Source organism: Enterococcus sp. LJL99 (genome assembly GCF_054871725.1).
In genome coordinates this window covers 363,913-382,525 of sequence record NZ_JBTXLT010000002.1, presented here as the reverse complement: position 1 = coordinate 382,525, position 18,613 = coordinate 363,913, and the positions used below count along the sequence as shown (strand labels likewise).

Here is an 18,613-nt window from a genome sequence, read left to right as displayed (position 1 = left end):
ATTGATTTATATTGTATTTTTTATAAATTGATTGCCATCGATTAATTTTTGTTCTGCTTCTGCTTTTGTTGAAGAAGTCAAGATCATAACAATTGCTAGTTTTACATTTTCATCTGCTGCTACAAAGTATTTTTCAGCTGTTTCATAGTCACAATCCGTTGCTTCCATAATAATTCGTTTAGATCGTTCAACTAACTTTTCATTTGTTGGTTTGACATCAACCATTAAATTATTGAATACTTTCCCAATTCCAATCATTGAAATTGTAGATAACATATTTAAAATCAATTTTTGAGCAGTTCCCGATTTTAATCTTGTAGAACCTGTCAAAAATTCTGGTCCTGCATCCACTTCAATTGGAAATTGAGCGAATTGACTGATTTCAGCGTTTTTATTACAAGAAATCGAAGCAGTTACAGCACCTATTTGAGCTGCATACTCTAATCCACCGATTACATAAGGCGTTCTTCCACTCGCTGCAATCCCCACAACGATATCTTTATCTGTTAAATTCAAATGAACTAAATCTTCTTTTCCTAACTCACTTGAGTCTTCTGCCCCTTCAACTGCTACTGTCATCGCTTGTTCGCCGCCAGCGATTAATCCTTGAACAAGCTCAGGTTCAACACCAAAAGTTGGTACACATTCCGCAGCATCTAAAATTCCCAAGCGACCGCTTGTACCAGCTCCCATATAAATTAAACGTCCACCTTTATTAAAGCTTTCAATTGCCTTTTCAATTACTGGGGCAATTTCAGGCAATGCTTCTTTAACTGCAATCGCAACTTTTTGATCTTCTGTATTCATTTTTTCTAATGCTTCTACAATCGTCATTTGATCAAGATTCATCGTATCTTTATTTCTTCGTTCTGTCGTTAGGTTTTCTAAATTCATTTGCTATTTGCCCACTTTCTACTAATCTAAATTTTTTACCTGCATGAATTGCTTTAATCAATGAGTGATCTTTTTCTACGACCGTTGCTGCAACGGTTACTTTAGGATCTGCTTCTAAATCATGTTTCGTTAATTGAATTTCTCCCATATATCGTTCATAAAGTTGATTATCAATCGTAACACTACCCTTGTTTCTTTCCTTGGTATAGGCTTTTTCAGGAACTATTTCAGGAATCACTTTAAATCTTGCTTCTGCGCTTCGGATAACATCTCTAGCATCGTCTTGACGATTGACATGATTGCCAAGAATAAGTGAGTAATAGTCACTACCAGATGATTCTACTTCTAAAAGCAAAATATTTTCATTTTCATGGTAAGAAAACTGATTGATTGTTCGGTCATCAATTTCTGGATCACCAATATAAACAGCATCCACACAAAACGATTCTTTAAGCTCAATTGCGGCTGCTAATGGATTAACATATCGATGTTGTTCCAAAGTTGGTAGTCCTTCTTTTAACGGACCTCTTAATCGTTGGTTACCTGGAACAAAAGCAAATGTTCGAATGCCATTTTTTTTAAGCCAACTATTTTTTTCAACTAAAAACGCATCACTCAATCCAGTTTCTGGTCGAGGGTAATAATTATGCCAAGCTTCAAAACGCTCGAAATCGGCACCATGTTGCTTTAGTTCTTTAAGTTCTTCTAGGGTAATCGTACTCGCATTTAGTCCAATATCTATAGTTTTTGAGGCTTCTGCTATTTTTTGATTTGAAATTGCATAATCCATTCGAAGCCCAGTAACACCGATTTCCAAAAGCTGATCAAGTTTTTCGAATGAAAAACCTGCTTTAGCTAAAGCTTCTCCAGAAATATCAACCATCAACTTCATTTTCAGTTCTTGAGCATGCTTTCCAAGAACCTTTAATCGATCAAAATAAAGACTTGCATCTTCTTCTGGAATATGTAAGGAGGTAAAGATGCCTTTAAAACCAGCTTGTTGCATCTTATGCAAATAATCTATTTTTCTTTGATCTATGTCTTCGCCTAAAAATACAGATAATCCATTCATTTAAATTTCCTCCTTCACTAGAACGACTTCATTATAGTATAAATAAAATATAATTTCAAGTTACAACAAATTTTAAGCCAAAAAATGAAATATAATTTCAAATAAACTATTTATTATAAAAGTTTGCATCAAAAAAGTGGAGAGAACTGTATCAGCTCTCTCCACTTTTTAGTTTTCTTATTAAGTTATCATTATTTGTTTTTAAGCTTTCGCATGACCAACTTCGTCACCAGCAACAACGTCACCTGTTTTAGTTAACTCAATTGATTTTGCGGCATCAGAGTTCGTAATAACAACAATCATATCCGTTGCTTTACCAGCTGCCTTAATGTCATCAAGGTTAACGACTGCAACTAATGTTCCTTTATTTACCTTGCTTCCATCTGAAACTTTCACGTCAAATGGGCCACCATTTAATTCAACCGTGTCGATTCCCATATGTAGTAAAACTTCCAAACCATTTGCCATTTTCATACCGATTGCATGTTTTGTTTGAAAAACGCTTAGTACTTCACCTTCAACAGGAGCGTATATTTCACCATTTTCAGGAATTACAGCAAAGCCATCACCCATCATTTTTTGAGAAAAAACAGGATCATTCACTTCAGTAATTGGAATTATCTTTCCTGTTGCTACTGCATATAATGTATCATTAATAACTGGTGCTTCTTTCTTTTTTAAAAATCCAAACATGATATTCCCTCCATTTATTAGAAACTAGTATAAGTATAAGAAAAGAAACGAATAATTACAATAGATGACTGAGACTATTATTTTTTTTTACTTTTTCTTTAATCCTTTGTTGTGTTTCTTATCATCAAACAGTTATACTAATAGTAGATTGACATTTTTTTCAGAAAGGGATGAATATATGCTTTTGTCTAATCTTTGGAAAGCAATTATTTTTGGAATCATTGAAGGTGTTACTGAGTGGTTGCCGATTAGTAGCACCGGTCATTTAATTTTAGTAGACGAATTTATCAAAATGAATTTAAGTTCAGATTTTATGGAAATGTTCAATGTTGTGATTCAACTTGGTGCTATTATGGCAGTTGTTGTAATATATTTCCATAAACTAAACCCTTTTTCTCCTCAGAAAACTGAGATAGAAAAAAAAGATACTTGGATTCTCTGGTCAAAGGTTATAGTTGCCTGTACGCCTGCAGCAATTATAGGAATTCCGCTGGATGATTGGTTAGAGGCAAAATTCCATAACTTTTTCGTGGTATCATTGATGTTAATTGTTTATGGAGTAGCTTTCATTTTAATTGAAAAGAAAAATAAAACTCGTCAACCAAAATGTACGGATTTAAGAAGTTTCACTTATAAAGCTGCTGTCATTGTAGGTTTTTTCCAAGTTCTTTCTTTGATACCAGGTACTTCACGATCTGGTGCAACTATTTTAGGAGCCATTATGATTGGCGCTTCTCGCTTCGTTGCAACTGAATTTTCTTTTTTCTTAGGAATTCCTGTGATGTTTGGTGCAAGTTTTCTAAAAGTAGGAAAATTTATTATGAAAGGGAATAGTTTTGGTTTTTCAGAAACGATAATTTTATTGACAGGTTGTATTGTTGCCTTTGTAGTTTCTGTTATCGTCATCAAGTTCTTGATCAATTACATCAAGAAAAATGATTTTACTGTCTTTGGATGGTATCGAATTTTACTAGGAGTATTTTTGATTAGTTATTGGCTATTTTCTTGATTCTAAGAGATTGAGATAAACAGCTACTCTTGTAAATAACAATTTAATCAATATAAAAACGAACATTTACAAAATTCAAGTTTTATTTTTTGTAAATATTCGTTTTTTGTAGTTCACTTAATCGAAATAGTACAGATTAATTTTAAGTGAACTAGAACAAAACACTTTCAGAATAAAAATAAAGAGGTTGAGACAAACAGCCACACGATGTAAAATAATCAGAATTCCGAAAATCCATTTTTCCTCACCACTTACAAGCAGGCAATACTTAATGCTTCATTCAACAACTCAAGCCTAATAATTAGGCTAAAACTTTAATTAAACGATGATAATGATTATCATTCTAAATTAGAATAAATATATTTAACTAACAACATCAAAACCTTTATTTATATGATTATTTTCTAATTGATAATCACTATCGTTCTCAATTACACAATTTCATTATCAATTAGATTTCTTTTATGTTATGCTCTATTTGAGGAGTGATTACAATGATATTATCTAATGAAAAAAAAGCAATGTTTTCTACGGCGGTATGTCTTATTTTTATGATTCTTGGTTTTATACTGGAAAAAGTAGGTATCCAATTTTACTATATTAGTTTTGTCCTTGCTATTCTTTTTGGCGGTTTTAAACAAACAAAAGAAGGCTTAATCGAAACATTTGAAGACAAACGTTTAAATGTGGATTTACTAATGGCATTAGCAGCGATTGGTGCCTGTATTATTGGTAACTGGTTTGAAGGTGCAATGTTAACTTTTATTTTCTGTTTAAGTGGCGCATTAGAGGAATATACAACTAATAAAAGCAAAAATGAAATTACTAGTTTAATGAATATGCAACCTGAAAATGCCCTGATTCTAAATGAAAATGGTGAAACATCCGAAGTTCCAGTAAGTGAATTACATATTGGCGATCTACTTTTAGTTCCTAAAGGAGCTAGTATTCCTATCGACGGAATTTTACTTAGTGATGCTACAACGATTGATGAGGCGGCAATTAGTGGAGAATCGATTCCTGTAGAAAAGAAAAATCAAAATGAACTTTTTGGTGGTACGATTAATCTCGGAAATGCTATTAAAATGAAAGTAACGAAAAACAGTGAGGATACATTATTCGCAAAAATTATTCGTCTTGTTGATGAAGCACAAAATACGCCTTCCCAAACAGCTAGTTTTATTGAAAAAATTGAAAATATTTATGTAAAAGCTGTTTTGATTGCTATCCCATTAATGATTATTATTCCTTATTTCTTTTTAGGCTGGTCTTGGAATGAAAGTTTTTATAGAGGAATGGTTTTATTAGTTGTTGCTTCTCCATGTGCATTAGTCGCTTCTGCTACACCAGCAACTTTGGCTGCTATTTCAAATGGCGCTAGAAATGGCGTTCTGTTTAAAGGCGGTGTTTATTTAGAAAATCTTGCTTCGTTAAAAGCAATTGCCTTTGATAAAACTGGAACGCTTACCAAAGGAATTCCAATTGTCACGGATGCTATCTTCTTATCTGATAAACAAGAGGCTCTAAATGTTTTGGTTGCCTTAGAAAGAAGATCAACTCATCCATTAGCACAAGCGATTATCAAACATTTTAATAATGAAAATACTAAAAATTATGATGAATTAGATGTAAAGGATATCGTAGGTTTCGGTATGGAGGCAACGATTGATTCTGTCGTTTGGCAATTAGGGAAAAGTTCTTTAAACGAACAAACGGTAGTTTCTGAAGAACTAGCTGCTTTAATCAATAAGTTACAACAAGAAGGCAAAACAGTCATCTACTTGTTTAAGGAAAATAAAATCGTCGCTTATTTAGGTTTGTTAGATGTTCCAAAACCAGAAGCCAAAAATACTTTAGCCTATTTTAAAAATGAAGGCATTCATACAACGATGATTACGGGAGATCATGCGCAAACAGCTGCTGCAGTAGCTGATATTCTTGATATTGATGAAGTTCATGCGGATTGCTTGCCTGAACATAAAAATGAATTAATCAAACAACAAAAAGAACAATATGGGATTAACGCTATGGTGGGTGATGGAATCAATGATGCTCCTGCTCTTGCAAATGCAGCGATTGGTATCGCTATGGGACAAGGAACAGACATTGCTATGGACGTTGCTGACATGATCTTGATGAAAAATGATTTGGAAAAACTACAAATGAGCCATATGTTATCTAAAAAATTAAAAAAAACTGTGACAATTAATATTCTTTTTTCAGTAACTGTTATTCTTTTATTGATTGCTTCAAACTTTTTCCAAATCATCAACTTACCTTTGGGGGTAATTGGTCACGAGGGAAGCACTATCTTAGTTATTTTAAATGGTTTGAGAATGTTACGAACAATTCCAATTACTGAAGAAAAAACAAAAAATACGCCTACGATTCATTCGTCACGAAAATTAGCTTAAAATAGACCAAAGTTAAGAATCGATTTATTCTTAGTTTCTAAAACCGAACAAATGATAATCTTAATATTTTTTAGCTCTGGTTTATTACGAGAACCTAAGCTCCCTCCCCCCATAATAACAAGCGCCAACTCATGTAAAAGTTTTATGAGCTGGCGCTTATTTCAAAAAAAACGAAGAACAAAACAATTCAATAGCTTACCTTTCATTCTTGTCACTAACCATCTTTGTCTATCCCTTCCCTTTTCTGTTTATCTAATACAATATTTTCAATCAGTAAGAACTAAATTCTTGGTTCATTCATTTCGTTTAAAAACTCATTTAAAAAGCTTTCTAAAAATAGATGTCTTTTTTCACCTATTTTCTTTGCATATGAGGTATTTAGAGTATTTTTTAATAGAAGTAACTTTTCATAAAAATGATTAATAATCGTACTGGATTTTCGATATTCTTCCTTAGTCAAATTAGCTCTTGCATTTTCTTTGGGATCAAACATGAGATGCTTTTTATGACCACCATAGTAAAATGTTCGAGCAATCCCTATTGCTCCCATTGCATCTAATCGGTCTGCATCCTGAACGATTTTCCCTTCAATGGTTAATTCTTTTCTTTCTTTCAAATTACTACTGAAAGAAATATTTTTCAAGATAGTAATGATCTCAGCAATTTGATTAGTGGTCAAATCAATTTCCTTTAAAAAATTTATCAATTCAAAATATGCCTGCTCTTGTTCAACAACTAATTTTTCATCAACCACATCGTGCAGGTAAGCGGCTGAAATTACAATAAATCTGTTGCAGGATTCAGTGAAAGCTATTTTTTCAGCCATATCGACAACTCTATTTATATGGTCTATTCCATGACCCGTTTGATCCTTAGAAAGCTTTTGTTCTACATAGTTTTTGATTCTTTCTAGTTGTTCTTCTTTAGTCATTTAAATAATAATTCCTCCTCGTTGTTATTTAAAAATTTTCTTTACTTGCCATTTTTTAGAATAAAATTAATAGATTAAGAAACTATTTTAGTGTTAAGGGAAAAAACTTGTCATCTTTTATTGCAATGAGAGGTTGGATTAGGTATAATGATTAATGTTGAATTACATATGGATTTCCATATGTAAGACCCTATTTTATCGGAGGTGAAAGAAATGCCAAATATTGAATCTGCAATTAAACGTGTACGCACAAACACTACTGCGAATACTAAAAATTCATCTCAAAAAAATGCGATGCGTACAGCTGTCAAAAAATTTGAAGAAGCTGTTGCCGCTGGAAGTGACAACGTAGATGCATTATATAATGAAGCTGTAAAAGCTGTGGATATGGCTGAATCAAAAGGATTAATCCATAAAAACAAAGCAAACCGCGACAAAGTTCGTTTGGGCAAAAAAATCGCTAAATAATGAATTCTTGAAGTTAACGTTTTGTTAGCTTCTTTTTTTATTCACAGATTGAAGAGATTGAATAAAATTTTTTTCATCTCTTCAATCCTGATACTTGTTAAGTTTTCAATCACTTGAAAAACACGTCCTGTTTCAAATACCTGCTCTGTTTGAATTAAAATACTACCTACTTAATTGCTTTGACATTTTTAGGATAAACAGTTCAAATAAGAGTTCTTTTTCCATTTTCCCTGTTTTCATTTTATAATCATTTTCAACTAATTCATCATAGATTTCCTCTAATCGCTTTAATTCGAAATTCCGTATTTTTTGCAAAGCTAGTTTTACACGATACGGATGTACCTTCACCGTTTCTGCAATATTAGATTGTTGATACCCTAATTTAGCTAAAATTTTTGTTTGTAAGAATAGACGGACTTGATTAAGTAAAATAGCATTTAATTTGATTGTTTCCTCTCCTTGCAACAACAAGTCTTCATATAACTGTATCGCCTTCTCACTATTACCAGATAAAACATCGTTCGTTAAATCAAAAACATTATGCTCTAATGATTTCGGTACCAACTCTCTAACTGCAGTTAATGTAATACTTTTTGAGTCTAAAGCATATAAAAATAATTTTTGCATTTCTCCCATTCCTTTAGACAAATTATAATCTGTTAATTGTAACAATAAATCAAATGCTTCCGAACGAATAGTGTAGCCTTCGTTATGAATAGTTTGCTCAATATATTGACGAACTTCACGTTCTCCCATAGGATTAACTTCCACAACTTCTGAAAGTTTTTTTAGATTTTTAGTGATTTTCTTTCGCTCATCAAGCTTTTCAAAATTTGCTACAATCACTAAAATCGTTGAAGGCGAAGGTTGTTGTAAATATTGAATCAAAGCGTCAATATTATGTTCTATAGCTATATTTTTTCGTTCAGCTGTTAAAAAATATGGATGTTCAATAAATACTAAGCGATAATCTCCAAAAAACGGAATCGTTTCTGCTTCTTCAATTGCAACCGAAAGAGGCACTTGTTCCATATCAAAATAAGATAAATTAAACTGATCATCTTCAGTTTTTAAAACTTGATTAGTTAATTCTAGTTTAAATTGTTCAATCAAATAAGTTTCTGTTCCTTGTAATAAATAGACAGAAGAAAATTTTTGTGATCGGATTTCTTTTAATGCATTTTGTAAATTCATATTTGCCCTCTTTTCTCTTTTCCATCCTATCATGAGCTAGCAAGAATTACTAGCATCTCTTTGAACTCTTCATAAGAAACTCACTAACCAAGTTTTAAATCTTACTAAGACTATTTTAAGATGGTTTTAGCAGCGGATAATGAAGTAACAGGTGTCCATTCATAATAAATCATCCCATTCTCCTTCGTTTGATAAATCGTTACTTGATTTTTTGCTAAGGTAGTAAGCGTTTCTTGATTCGGATGACCAAAACGATTGTTTCTTCCACAAGAAATAATCGCTTCATTTGGCTGGATTTTTTTGATAAAATCAGCTGAGCTTGATGTCTTACTTCCATGATGACCTACTTTTAATATATCTATTGCCAAATCTGGGAATTCTGCGATTAATTGTTGTTCTCCTTGACTTTCTAAATCACCAGTAAGTAAAATTTTTTTCCTAGCAATTTGACTGAATAAAACTAATGAATCATTATTATCACCTACGCCAGCAACTTTAGGAGCAAGTACATTCATATTTATAGTGGTCTCAAGTGTCGTATTGGCTAAAATTGAATAACATTTGGTACCAGCTTTTTTTAAAGCTTGAATTATGGTTCGAAAGCCTATTTTTTGTTCAGTTCCTTCTGGATAATAGACGTCTTTTATCGGAATTTTTTCATTCAGAATCAATAAATCACCAAAATGATCTTGATGTCCATGAGTAATAAAAACTTTATCTAATTTTTTCACTCCGCGACTTTTTAGAAAAGGAATCAATGAATTTTCAGCATTAGCTTTTGCTTTTTGTCTAATTGCCCACGGCTCTTTCCCTATCTCCATTTTCCCTCCTGTATCGATCAAGATATTTTCAGCATGAAAAGGGGTTTGAATAAAAATGCTATCGCCTTGACCAATATCAACAAAAGCAAGAATTCCTTTAGCTGAAAAATATTTTTGATTCATAATCAATACTAAACCAAATAAAAGCAAAAGCGTTTTTTTCGATCTCTTTAATAAAGAATCTAGTAATAATAAAATTACTATAAATGATAAAATAAACATTAAGGGTGTAAAGCTACCAGTCACAATCGTAAAAACGGTGTTTTGACCGAACCAATCAAATACGAGTTGTAAAAGACTAAAGAATTTTTCTAAAACTCCTTGATAAAAGGGAACCAAAAATAAGAATGAACTAATAAAACTGAGGGAAATCATTGGAAGTAAGAATTTTTCAAAAAATGGAATTAAAAGAAAAGTAAATAAGCTGCCAGTTGCTTGCCATTCAAAAAAAGACAGTCCTATTACTGGAATCGTCACTAAACTTAATAGTAGAGAAAAAAAGATTGTTTGTAGCCAAGTTGATTTTATTCTCTTTGCAATTGGATGAATGTATAGGATAGAAAAAGATAATCCGAAGCTAAGTTGACCACCTGCCGAAAATAATAGATAAGGAGAAAATAATAAACAAATCAAAAGGGTACAACTCCAACAATCTAACTGAGATAATCCTAAATCGAAACGACGATTAAATAATTTTATACAGGATTGACAAAGTGCTCGAATAATACTAATTGATCCACCTGTGATACCAGCATAAAAAAAACAAAAAAGAAGTTCCAACCAAAAAACTTGTTCCCTCATAAAGCCGAATTTCAAAAAGAAAAGACGAAATTTATTGAGAAAAAAAGCCACATGCATTCCTGAAAGACTAAATAGATGAAGAATCCCAATGCTTGCCAAAATCGTTTGCTTTTGAGCAAATTCATTTGCTTTAAAACCAAATAACAGAACATTAAAATACATTGCTGTCTCTGTTAGAAAGGTGTTATTACAATAATTAATTGCCTTTTTTCGCAAAATTGATAGACAACTCGGTAAATTGCTAAAATTGATGGATTCCTTTTTAATCTCTGTAATTTTCTCAATTTGAAGTAATTGATAGATTCCCTTTTGTTTCAGGTAGTTTTGGTAATCAAATCCGTTTAAATTCGTTTTTGGAAGCGGTGTTTCCATTTGCCCAGAAACTGAGAGTGTTACTAGCTGATCAATTGCTTGCCATTCTCTCAGTTCTTCTTCTGTTTTGATTCGATAAAATGCCACCATTTTTTGCTTATGATATACTTTTCCTACTACAGAACCTTCTACCTTTAAAAGATCCCCATCAACCTCAAACTGATCTGGTTTAACAAAAAGCTTACCGTTCCAAGTCGTTTGCTCGTCAAAACGTGTTCTTGATTCTTTTATACGAATATGTGCTACAGAAAGCAACAGTATCAACAGCGATATAAAGCAACCATAAATCACTGCTTTATTTCTAGTTGCTAAGACTCGAATCAATATGAAAATTGAGAAAAAGAAAGCCAACCAATGAAATTTCAATAAGCAAATGGTTGGCCCAATCAAGAATATTACTGAAAAAATCCAATAATTATTATTCTGTTTCAGAGAAGTCTTTAAATCGTTCAGTCTCTTCTCCTAATTGTAATTCAGCAAAATATTTTTTTGATAAAACAACTTGATTTACCTCAGCACCAACTTGTTTGATTAAATCTAATGCATAGGCATCATTTCGATAATCTTTTAAATAATGAATTTTTTTGATTCCTGCTTGCAAAATCATCTTGGTGCATTGTAAACAAGGAAAATGAGTCACATATATTTCGGCATTTTCTGTTGCAATGCCGAATTTTGCACATTGTAAAATGGCATTCATCTCCGCATGAATCGTACGGACACAGTGATTGTCTACCACATAACATCCATCATCAATACAATGAACATCCCCACTGACAGAACCATTATAGCCTCCAGCAATCATTCGTTTATCTCGAACGATTGTTGCGCCTACTTCTAAACGTGTACATGTACTTCTTAAAGATAATAAGACACTCTGAGCCATAAAATATTGGTCCCAAGGAATACGTTCTAAAGTCATTTAATCGCTCCATTCTATTTGATATACAATCATTTTTACTTTGATATTCCGCTGAATTATATCATTTTTTTACTCTTATAAAAAGAATAATTTATAGTAATACTCTCGTCAAGAATCTTTTTCTCTAAATTTTGAAAAGCTTCGATAATTTTTATTAAACTTGTGTAACTATGTTGCTTTATCAAGTCTTACTTGATTCAAATTAGACTTCAGCTCACACTAATGGATTCTTTGAGTTTTTCAAACGTCTTGTCTCCAATTCCAGAGATATTTTTCAACTCATCGATTGCTTTAAAGCCACCATTTTCCTCTCTATATGCAATAATTTCTTGTGCTTTTTTCTGTCCTATACCAGTCAATGTTTGTAATTCTGTCTCATCTGCTGTATTTAAATTCACCTTATTCGATTGTTTCATTTTTTCGCTTGTTGTTTCTTGATCAAGCTCTACTACTTCTCCTTCATTTGGTATATAAATCACCATTTGATCTGAAACTTTTTCTGCAAAATTGACATTTTTAGTATCAGCTTTCTCCTGCACTCCCCCTGCAAGCTGTACAACATCCCATACACGCATCTCTTCGTCTATCTGATAAATTCCTGGTTTCTTAACAGCGCCCTTTACATCAGCATACAGCAGAGGTGTAGAGCCAGTTACCATTTCACTACTTTGTCCTTGACTACTATTTTTTATCACTTCCAAATTATCAGCATCGTTAATAGTAAGTTTCTGATAATAAAATGCTAACAATGAAACTAAAATCGACACCATCACAACTAAACCTACTAATAAATATTTTTTATACTTCTTCACCCATTCTTTATAATCCATTTTAACCTCCTTATTTATAAAATACGCAAATAGATTTAATTCACATTTAAAATAATAATTTATTTTCTTTTTTGTTTATCTACCATTGACTAAAAATGTGATAAAATAAAGTAAATTTGCTTGGTTTAAAAGTATATACTATTACTAACTTAAATGTATTTAGGGAGTGTTTTCTATGAAAAAAATTTTTATTGCTAGTCAATTACCTGAAAAAGCGATGACTTATCTTGACAATCAATCGATTACTTTTGATTATTGGACTTCTCCAAATACGATTTCTGAAGCAGAACTAATTGACAAATTAAAAGATGTTTCAATTTTAGTTTGCGGGATTGATGTTTCTGTAACAAAAGATGTAATCCAAGCTTCACCTCAGCTTAAATTAATCGCAAATGTAGGTGATGGGTTCAGTAATATAGACACCGATTTTGCCAAAGAGAACAATATTCTTATCACAAATGCACCAACTACCGACTCGATTGCCTCTACAGCTGAACAAACAGTCACCTTACTCTTATCTTTATCTAGAAAACTCTTGTCTGGTGATACAATGATGAAAGAACATAAATTTCAAGGATGGAAAGTAACTGGATATGTGGGCGGTCATCAAGTTTACAGGAAAAAAATAGTAATTATCGGGATGGGGAAAATCGGAAGAAAAGTGGTTGAAATGCTTGCAGGTTTCAAAATGGATTTTTATTATGTAGATCCGAAAACAGTCGATGTCGATTTTGCCACAAAATTTGCTTTAAAAAAGGTGTCCTTAGAAAACGGATTGAAATTAGCCGATTACGTTACAATTAATTGTTCTTTAAATGAAGAAAATGTTCATATGATTAGCTCAAATCAACTTTCACTGATGAAGCCTTCTGCCTATTTAATCAATTGTGCTCGTGGTCCTTTGGTCAATGAAAAAGACTTATGTTCTGCTATAACGCAAAATCAAATAGCTGGAGCTGCCTTGGATGTTTATGAATTTGAACCAAAAGTCAGTAAAGAGTTGGCTCAATTAGATAATGTCGTTTTGACCCCTCATGCTGGAAATGCGACGGTTGAAGCTCGCAACGAAATGGCAATGGATGCTGTTTACAATGTAGTAAAATTCATAACTAACAAACCTTTAGATTATATTGTTGGTGGAACTGAATAAAATAAAAAAGAACCAGCCGTTTGTTTATAGAGGTTTGTCAAATAAACGGCTGGTTCTTTTTATTAAAATAATTTCTTCACTTCATCAATAAAAAATTGACCTATTTCACTAATTTTTTTATTCTTTTGGTACAAAATACAAATATTATTTTTTTCACTATTAGCTAATGGCACTAACTTGATTACTTCTTTAGTAAAACCCGTTACAACTCCTGAACCAGACGCATACGCATTTGTTTCGACTAAAAGATTCATCAATGTTCCGCGATCATTCGTATAAATCACGGTTTCTTGTTCTTGATTCTCAATCAAATCTTCAGAAAAATAAGCAAAGTTACTGCCTTCTTGCGTAAAACGAACTTGAGGATAACAACATAATTGCTCTAACGTGATCTCTTTTTGATTGGCTAATGGATGATTATTTCCTAAAAAAATATGTGTATGAAAGCTGCCCACAACTTCATAATCTAAATTTGATTGCGCTAAATATCGTTCAATCCCTACTCGATTTTGATTATTTAAGTAAATAACGCCTAGTTCGCTATGAAAACTTTTAACATCTTCAATCACTTTTAGCGTCGTTGTCTCAAAAACGCGAAAATTTTTATACTGATTTTCGAAGGTTTGAATCAAACGTCCCATCACTTCACCTAAAAAATCGTAGTGTTGTGAAGAAATTGAAAAGCGTTCACTTTTCGTCACTTCTTGGTATCGATTTTCAATCAACTCCATTTGAGTGATTATTTTTTCCGCATGTTCTAAAAATGCCATTCCTTCATCGGTCAAAAATGCACCCTTATTTGTTCTAGTAAATAACGTAACACCGATTTCTTCTTCTAGTTCACGAATTCCATTTGATAAACTAGGTTGGGTAATAAATAATTTTTTGGCCGCTTCTCTAAAACTACCGTTGTTAGCAATTGCGACCACATACTTCATTTGTTGAATATTCATTTTTTCCTCCAAGATCAATCAGAGAAGTAAACTTTACGGCCATTTAATGGTTGTGCTGGACGATTGTTAAACGGTAACATCCCTTCATTGATCATCTCTATAAAATCTTTATCCATCTTTTGAACAGTATCAAATACAAACCAATGAACAGGTCCTTTGGTTGGTGGGGTCGTCAGCGAACCTACATAACTAAAATAAGACCGTTCTTCTGGTAAAAAAATCTCTGGATTGAACCACTGTTGATGCGTTTCGCGTTTCCATAAAATACTCTGAGAATCTTTTGAAAAGCGATTCTTTTCTTTAGTAATGGTAAACAAACAACCGACAACTAAGTTTTCCCCATTATTATTCATGTGAACTAGATGAAATTCTAAGGGAAAGCGTTCGTCTTCAATAATATGTTCACTTGGCATGTGAAAGTGGATATCCGTTAAAAAGAATTTTTCATTTTCGTAAACAACATAACTCTCTGTATTTGGTGGTACAAAGTGAAAGGTATTTTTAAATTCTTTTTCGGTAAATTCTTCTTTTATATAATGAAAACAAATTCCTTCTGTGGAAATCATTTTTTCCGTTATTTCTTTTGAGAGTTTGATTGGTGATTGATAAGGAAATTTAGCTCCTTCAGAGAACCAATCGCATAATGTATGCCAATGTTCTGGCCCACGTTCCCCTGTGTATCCCCATTCAACGTCCATATTACGAATATTTTTGATCTTCTTCATTAAACCCCACCTTTATCTCTTATTGAAAATAACTTTATACTATTTATTTTGCAGAGTCAATTTTCACAAACTATTATGATTATATTTTTACAATAATAAATAGACACGGTTCAATTTATGGAGGCTAAAACAGAAGTATTTTTACTTTTGTCTTACCTATCACTCACCAAACCATGCCTACTACTTATAAACTAATTACCCCAATTTGCCGGATCAATTTTCCACTCTTTTAAAAGTGCTAAATCTTTTTCTTCGATATAATTTGCTTCTAATGCTGCCTCTAGTAAAGTTGAATAATTAGTTAACGTCACTAATGACATTTCTGCTTCAGCAAATCTTTCCTTTCCTTTCGGCAACTCATAGGTGAAGATAGCCGCAACACCTAATACATCTGCGCCTTCTCGTTTTGCAGCCGTCGCTGCTTCTAAAACACTTCCACCCGTTGAAATCAGGTCCTCAATGATGACCATTTTTTGACCATCAGAAATACGCCCTTCGATTTGATTGCCTTTTCCATGTTCTTTCGCTTTGCTTCTGATATAAACCATTGGTAAATCAAGAATTTCAGCTACCCAAGCGGCATGCGGAATTCCTGCAGTGGCAGTTCCTGCAATGACTTCTACATCAGGATAGTTTTCTTTAATCGCTTGAGCAAGCCCTGAAGCAATTTCGCGACGAATTTTGGGATAACTCATTGTGATACGATTATCGCAATAAATCGGACTCTTAATGCCGCTTGCCCATGTAAAAGGATCATTTGGACTTAAAAAAACAGCTTCAATCTCTAATAAATTTTTGGCAACATTTTTTGCTAATTCAGTCATTTATTTTCTCCATTCCATTCTTGTTTAATCATTAAATAGGTTTGATAAGGATTTTCAGCTTGAGTAATTGGACGCCCTACTACGATATAGGTTGATCCTAATTCACGAGCTTCAGAGGGTGTAACAACTCTTTTTTGATCACCTACATCAGCTCCTGTGGGTCTAATTCCTGGAGTTAAGCAAATAAAATCATTGCTTGTCTTTTTATGAATCTCATCTGCTTCTAATGCCGAACAGACAACACCATCTAGTCCAGCCTTTTGAGCACAAGTTGCATAATGTAATACACTTTCTTTGAGTGGGACTTCGATCAATTGATCTTGATGCATGGATTTTTCACTCGTAGAAGTTAATTGTGTCACTGCAATTAAAACCGGTATTTTGGCACCCGACTTTGTTCCTTTGGTTAATCCAACTTTCGCAGCAGCCATCATGTCCACTCCACCAGCAGCATGGACATTCGTGATTGCAATGCCTAATTTAGCCAAACCTGTCATCGCTTTTTCCACCGTATTTGGAATATCATGCAGTTTTAAATCCAAGAAAACTGCATGACCTAATTTAGTTAACCAACGGACAATTTCTGGCCCTTCTTGATAAAAAAGTTCCATACCAATTTTTACAAATAACGCTTCATCTTTTGGGAATTTTTCTAAAAAAACAGCGACTTCGTCTTTCGAAGCAAAATCTAAGGCAATTATTGGTCGATGACTCATTGCTAACGTTCTCCCTTCACTTCTCTGATTAATTGTTCTAAAGATTCAATTCCAAGTTCAGCCATACGTATTGGGAGAGCTTCAATCAATTTAGGGCAAATGTAGGGATCGGTAAAGTTAGCTGTTCCAACTCCGACTGCACTCGCACCAGCCATAAACATTTCAAGGACGTCATCCACTGTTTGAACACCACCCATACCTATAATCGGTAAATCTGAAACTTGCGAAACTTGCTGAATCAATCGAATAGCCACTGGTTTAATAGCTGGACCAGATAAGCCGCCTGTCCCATTCGCCAAAATTGGTTTACGTGTTTTTAAATCAATACGCATTCCAAGAAGAGTATTAATCATTGAAAATCCATCTGCTCCACCTGCTTCGATTGCTTTAGCGATTGGCACGATATCTGTCACATTTGGAGATAACTTTACATAAATCGGTACGGTTGCTACTTTTTTTACCGCTTCTGTCAGCTGAAAAGCCACATCTGGATCAGTCCCAAAAGCAATTCCCCCATGCTTCACATTTGGACAAGAGATATTTAATTCAATTGCTTTGACATTAGGCGCTAAACTGATTTTTTCACAAACTTCAACGTAATCTTCTTCACAAGCTCCTGCAACATTAGCAATAATCGGTAAATCATATTTTTCTAAAGCAGGTAATTTTTGCTTCATAACAACATCTAAACCAGGATTTTGCAACCCAATTGCATTTAACATTCCGCTTGGCGTTTCAGCTACTCTTGGCGTTTCATTGCCAAAACGGGCTTGAGGAGTGGTCGCTTTGACCATAATCGAACCCAATTTTCCGATATCATAATATTTTGCATATTCTTCGCCAAAACCAAAACAGCCACTTGCTGGGATGATTGGATTTTTCAGCGTTAAGCCTGGGATATTGATTTCTAATAGATTTTTTTTCATAAGACTACCTCATTTGCTCTAAAAATCGGCCCTTCATCGCATACTTTCAGACTTTTCGTTCCTGTTTCATCATCTGGCACGTGACACACACAAGCGTAACAAGCGCCCATTCCACAAGCCATTCTTTGTTCAAGAGATAAAAAGACATTTGGATTATCATTAAATAATTGGGCAACCGTTTTTAACATTCCATTTGCCCCGCACGCATACACAGCGTCTGGTTGCTCTTTTTCTATCGCATCTAATAAAAGGTTTCCTACATTCCCATGGACACCTAATGAACCATCATCTGTTGCAAAACGAGTATCACCTAAAGTAATAAATTCTTCTTGAAAATAAGCAACTTCTTTTGAAGCATAGCCTAAAAAATGAACAACTTTCACACCCTTTTGCTTCAATTGCTTCGATAATTCGTACATTGGGGGAATACCAATCCCACCACCAACAACATAAACAACTTGACCAGCTTGCATGAAATCAATTGGAAAACCATTTCCTAAAGGACCCATCACATCTAATTTTTGTCCCGATGTTAATTCAGAAAAATAACGTGTCCCATCGCCTTCCACGCGATAGATAATCGTACACGTTTTCGCTTCTTTATCGATTTCATTAATACTAATTGGTCTTCTAAGTAATAAATCTTCTCGAGGAACTTTGATATGTAGAAATTGACCCGGTTTTTCCATTTCATTTATTAGTTCCCCAGCCAAAACTAATTGAAAAATTCTAGGTGCTAATTGCTTCTGAGAAACAATCGTCATTAATTCCTGTTTCATTTTCTTCCTCCCCAAGGTTGAGATAAATGCGGGTACCTCTGAGAACTATGATTAAACACACGAAAATTGCTCTTCAAATTTTTGTGTGTTTTAGCATAATTCCGAAAGAGGTGCATTTA

At 33.4% G+C, this 18,613-nt stretch carries 18 protein-coding genes; 4 read left to right on the top strand and 14 right to left on the bottom strand.

The features are described from left to right. Positions 1 to 6: 6 nt before the first annotated feature. From murQ to ACYSNW_RS05045, 3 genes are all read right to left on the bottom strand, one after another. Positions 7 to 894, bottom strand: coding sequence for an N-acetylmuramic acid 6-phosphate etherase (murQ, locus tag ACYSNW_RS05055; RefSeq protein WP_461743375.1), 888 nt, complete (start codon positions 892 to 894; stop codon positions 7 to 9). Continuing rightward, entirely contained in the window at positions 857 to 1,966 is a 1,110-nt protein-coding gene (locus tag ACYSNW_RS05050) for a DUF871 domain-containing protein (RefSeq protein WP_461743374.1), read from the bottom strand. The genes murQ and ACYSNW_RS05050 overlap by 38 nt, the downstream gene beginning before the upstream one ends. A 201-nt stretch (positions 1,967 to 2,167) precedes the next feature. Next, positions 2,168 to 2,659, bottom strand: a complete 492-nt coding sequence (locus ACYSNW_RS05045) for a PTS sugar transporter subunit IIA (RefSeq protein ID WP_461743373.1) — start codon at positions 2,657 to 2,659, stop codon at positions 2,168 to 2,170. A gap of 178 nt (positions 2,660 to 2,837) precedes the next feature. On the opposite strand from ACYSNW_RS05045, the gene ACYSNW_RS05040 reads away from it, so the two are divergent. Then, a complete protein-coding gene (locus ACYSNW_RS05040; protein ID WP_461743372.1) occupies positions 2,838 to 3,668 on the top strand; it encodes an undecaprenyl-diphosphate phosphatase in 831 nt (276 codons plus the stop codon). Positions 3,669 to 4,162: 494 nt separating this feature from the next. Beyond that, positions 4,163 to 6,082 carry a heavy metal translocating P-type ATPase gene (locus tag ACYSNW_RS05035; RefSeq protein ID WP_461743371.1) on the top strand — a complete coding sequence of 640 codons (1,920 nt, stop codon included), beginning with the start codon at positions 4,163 to 4,165 and terminating at the stop codon, positions 6,080 to 6,082. A gap of 280 nt (positions 6,083 to 6,362) precedes the next feature. On the opposite strand, the gene ACYSNW_RS05030 is transcribed toward ACYSNW_RS05035, so the two are convergent. Then, a complete protein-coding gene (locus ACYSNW_RS05030; RefSeq protein WP_461743370.1) occupies positions 6,363 to 7,013 on the bottom strand; it encodes an HD domain-containing protein in 651 nt (216 codons plus the stop codon). A 213-nt stretch (positions 7,014 to 7,226) separates the two neighbouring features. Between ACYSNW_RS05030 and rpsT the strand changes: the two genes are divergently transcribed. Further along, complete coding sequence (gene rpsT, locus ACYSNW_RS05025) at positions 7,227 to 7,481, top strand: 30S ribosomal protein S20 (RefSeq protein WP_461743369.1); 255 nt, start codon at positions 7,227 to 7,229, stop codon at positions 7,479 to 7,481. Positions 7,482 to 7,643: 162 nt separating this feature from the next. Here the strand turns inward: rpsT and holA are convergent, their stop codons facing one another. The 4 genes from holA to ACYSNW_RS05005 form a co-directional block, all read right to left on the bottom strand. Further along, positions 7,644 to 8,675: a DNA polymerase III subunit delta gene (gene holA / locus ACYSNW_RS05020; protein ID WP_461743368.1), complete on the bottom strand. Its 1,032-nt coding sequence runs from the start codon at positions 8,673 to 8,675 to the stop codon at positions 7,644 to 7,646. Between the two features lie 110 nt (positions 8,676 to 8,785). Next, complete coding sequence (locus ACYSNW_RS05015; protein WP_461743367.1) at positions 8,786 to 11,035, bottom strand: DNA internalization-related competence protein ComEC/Rec2; 2,250 nt, start codon at positions 11,033 to 11,035, stop codon at positions 8,786 to 8,788. Between the two features lie 52 nt (positions 11,036 to 11,087). After that, positions 11,088 to 11,591, bottom strand: coding sequence for a ComE operon protein 2 (locus ACYSNW_RS05010; protein ID WP_461743366.1), 504 nt, complete (start codon positions 11,589 to 11,591; stop codon positions 11,088 to 11,090). A 209-nt stretch (positions 11,592 to 11,800) separates the two neighbouring features. Further along, positions 11,801 to 12,421: a helix-hairpin-helix domain-containing protein gene (locus ACYSNW_RS05005; RefSeq protein ID WP_461743365.1), complete on the bottom strand. Its 621-nt coding sequence runs from the start codon at positions 12,419 to 12,421 to the stop codon at positions 11,801 to 11,803. 175 nt (positions 12,422 to 12,596) lie between these two features. Between ACYSNW_RS05005 and ACYSNW_RS05000 the strand changes: the two genes are divergently transcribed. After that, positions 12,597 to 13,571, top strand: coding sequence for an NAD(P)-dependent oxidoreductase (locus ACYSNW_RS05000; RefSeq protein ID WP_461743364.1), 975 nt, complete (start codon positions 12,597 to 12,599; stop codon positions 13,569 to 13,571). A gap of 62 nt (positions 13,572 to 13,633) precedes the next feature. On the opposite strand, the gene ACYSNW_RS04995 is transcribed toward ACYSNW_RS05000, so the two are convergent. The 6 genes from ACYSNW_RS04995 to ACYSNW_RS04970 all read right to left on the bottom strand — a co-directional run bounded on the left by ACYSNW_RS04995 (position 13,634) and on the right by ACYSNW_RS04970 (position 18,494). Continuing rightward, entirely contained in the window at positions 13,634 to 14,524 is an 891-nt protein-coding gene (locus ACYSNW_RS04995) for a LysR family transcriptional regulator (protein WP_461743363.1), read from the bottom strand. Positions 14,525 to 14,538: 14 nt separating this feature from the next. Next, positions 14,539 to 15,249, bottom strand: coding sequence for a carbonic anhydrase family protein (locus ACYSNW_RS04990; RefSeq protein ID WP_461743362.1), 711 nt, complete (start codon positions 15,247 to 15,249; stop codon positions 14,539 to 14,541). Between the two features lie 191 nt (positions 15,250 to 15,440). Continuing rightward, positions 15,441 to 16,073, bottom strand: a complete 633-nt coding sequence (gene pyrE, locus ACYSNW_RS04985; RefSeq protein WP_461743361.1) for an orotate phosphoribosyltransferase — start codon at positions 16,071 to 16,073, stop codon at positions 15,441 to 15,443. Continuing rightward, entirely contained in the window at positions 16,070 to 16,789 is a 720-nt protein-coding gene (gene pyrF, locus ACYSNW_RS04980) for an orotidine-5'-phosphate decarboxylase (RefSeq protein ID WP_461743360.1), read from the bottom strand. The genes pyrE and pyrF overlap by 4 nt, the downstream gene beginning before the upstream one ends. 2 nt (positions 16,790 to 16,791) lie before the next feature. Further along, positions 16,792 to 17,715 carry a dihydroorotate dehydrogenase gene (locus tag ACYSNW_RS04975; RefSeq protein ID WP_461743359.1) on the bottom strand — a complete coding sequence of 308 codons (924 nt, stop codon included), beginning with the start codon at positions 17,713 to 17,715 and terminating at the stop codon, positions 16,792 to 16,794. Further along, positions 17,712 to 18,494, bottom strand: a complete 783-nt coding sequence (locus ACYSNW_RS04970) for a dihydroorotate dehydrogenase electron transfer subunit (protein WP_461743358.1) — start codon at positions 18,492 to 18,494, stop codon at positions 17,712 to 17,714. The genes ACYSNW_RS04975 and ACYSNW_RS04970 overlap by 4 nt, the downstream gene beginning before the upstream one ends. Between the last annotated feature and the right edge of the window lie 119 nt (positions 18,495 to 18,613).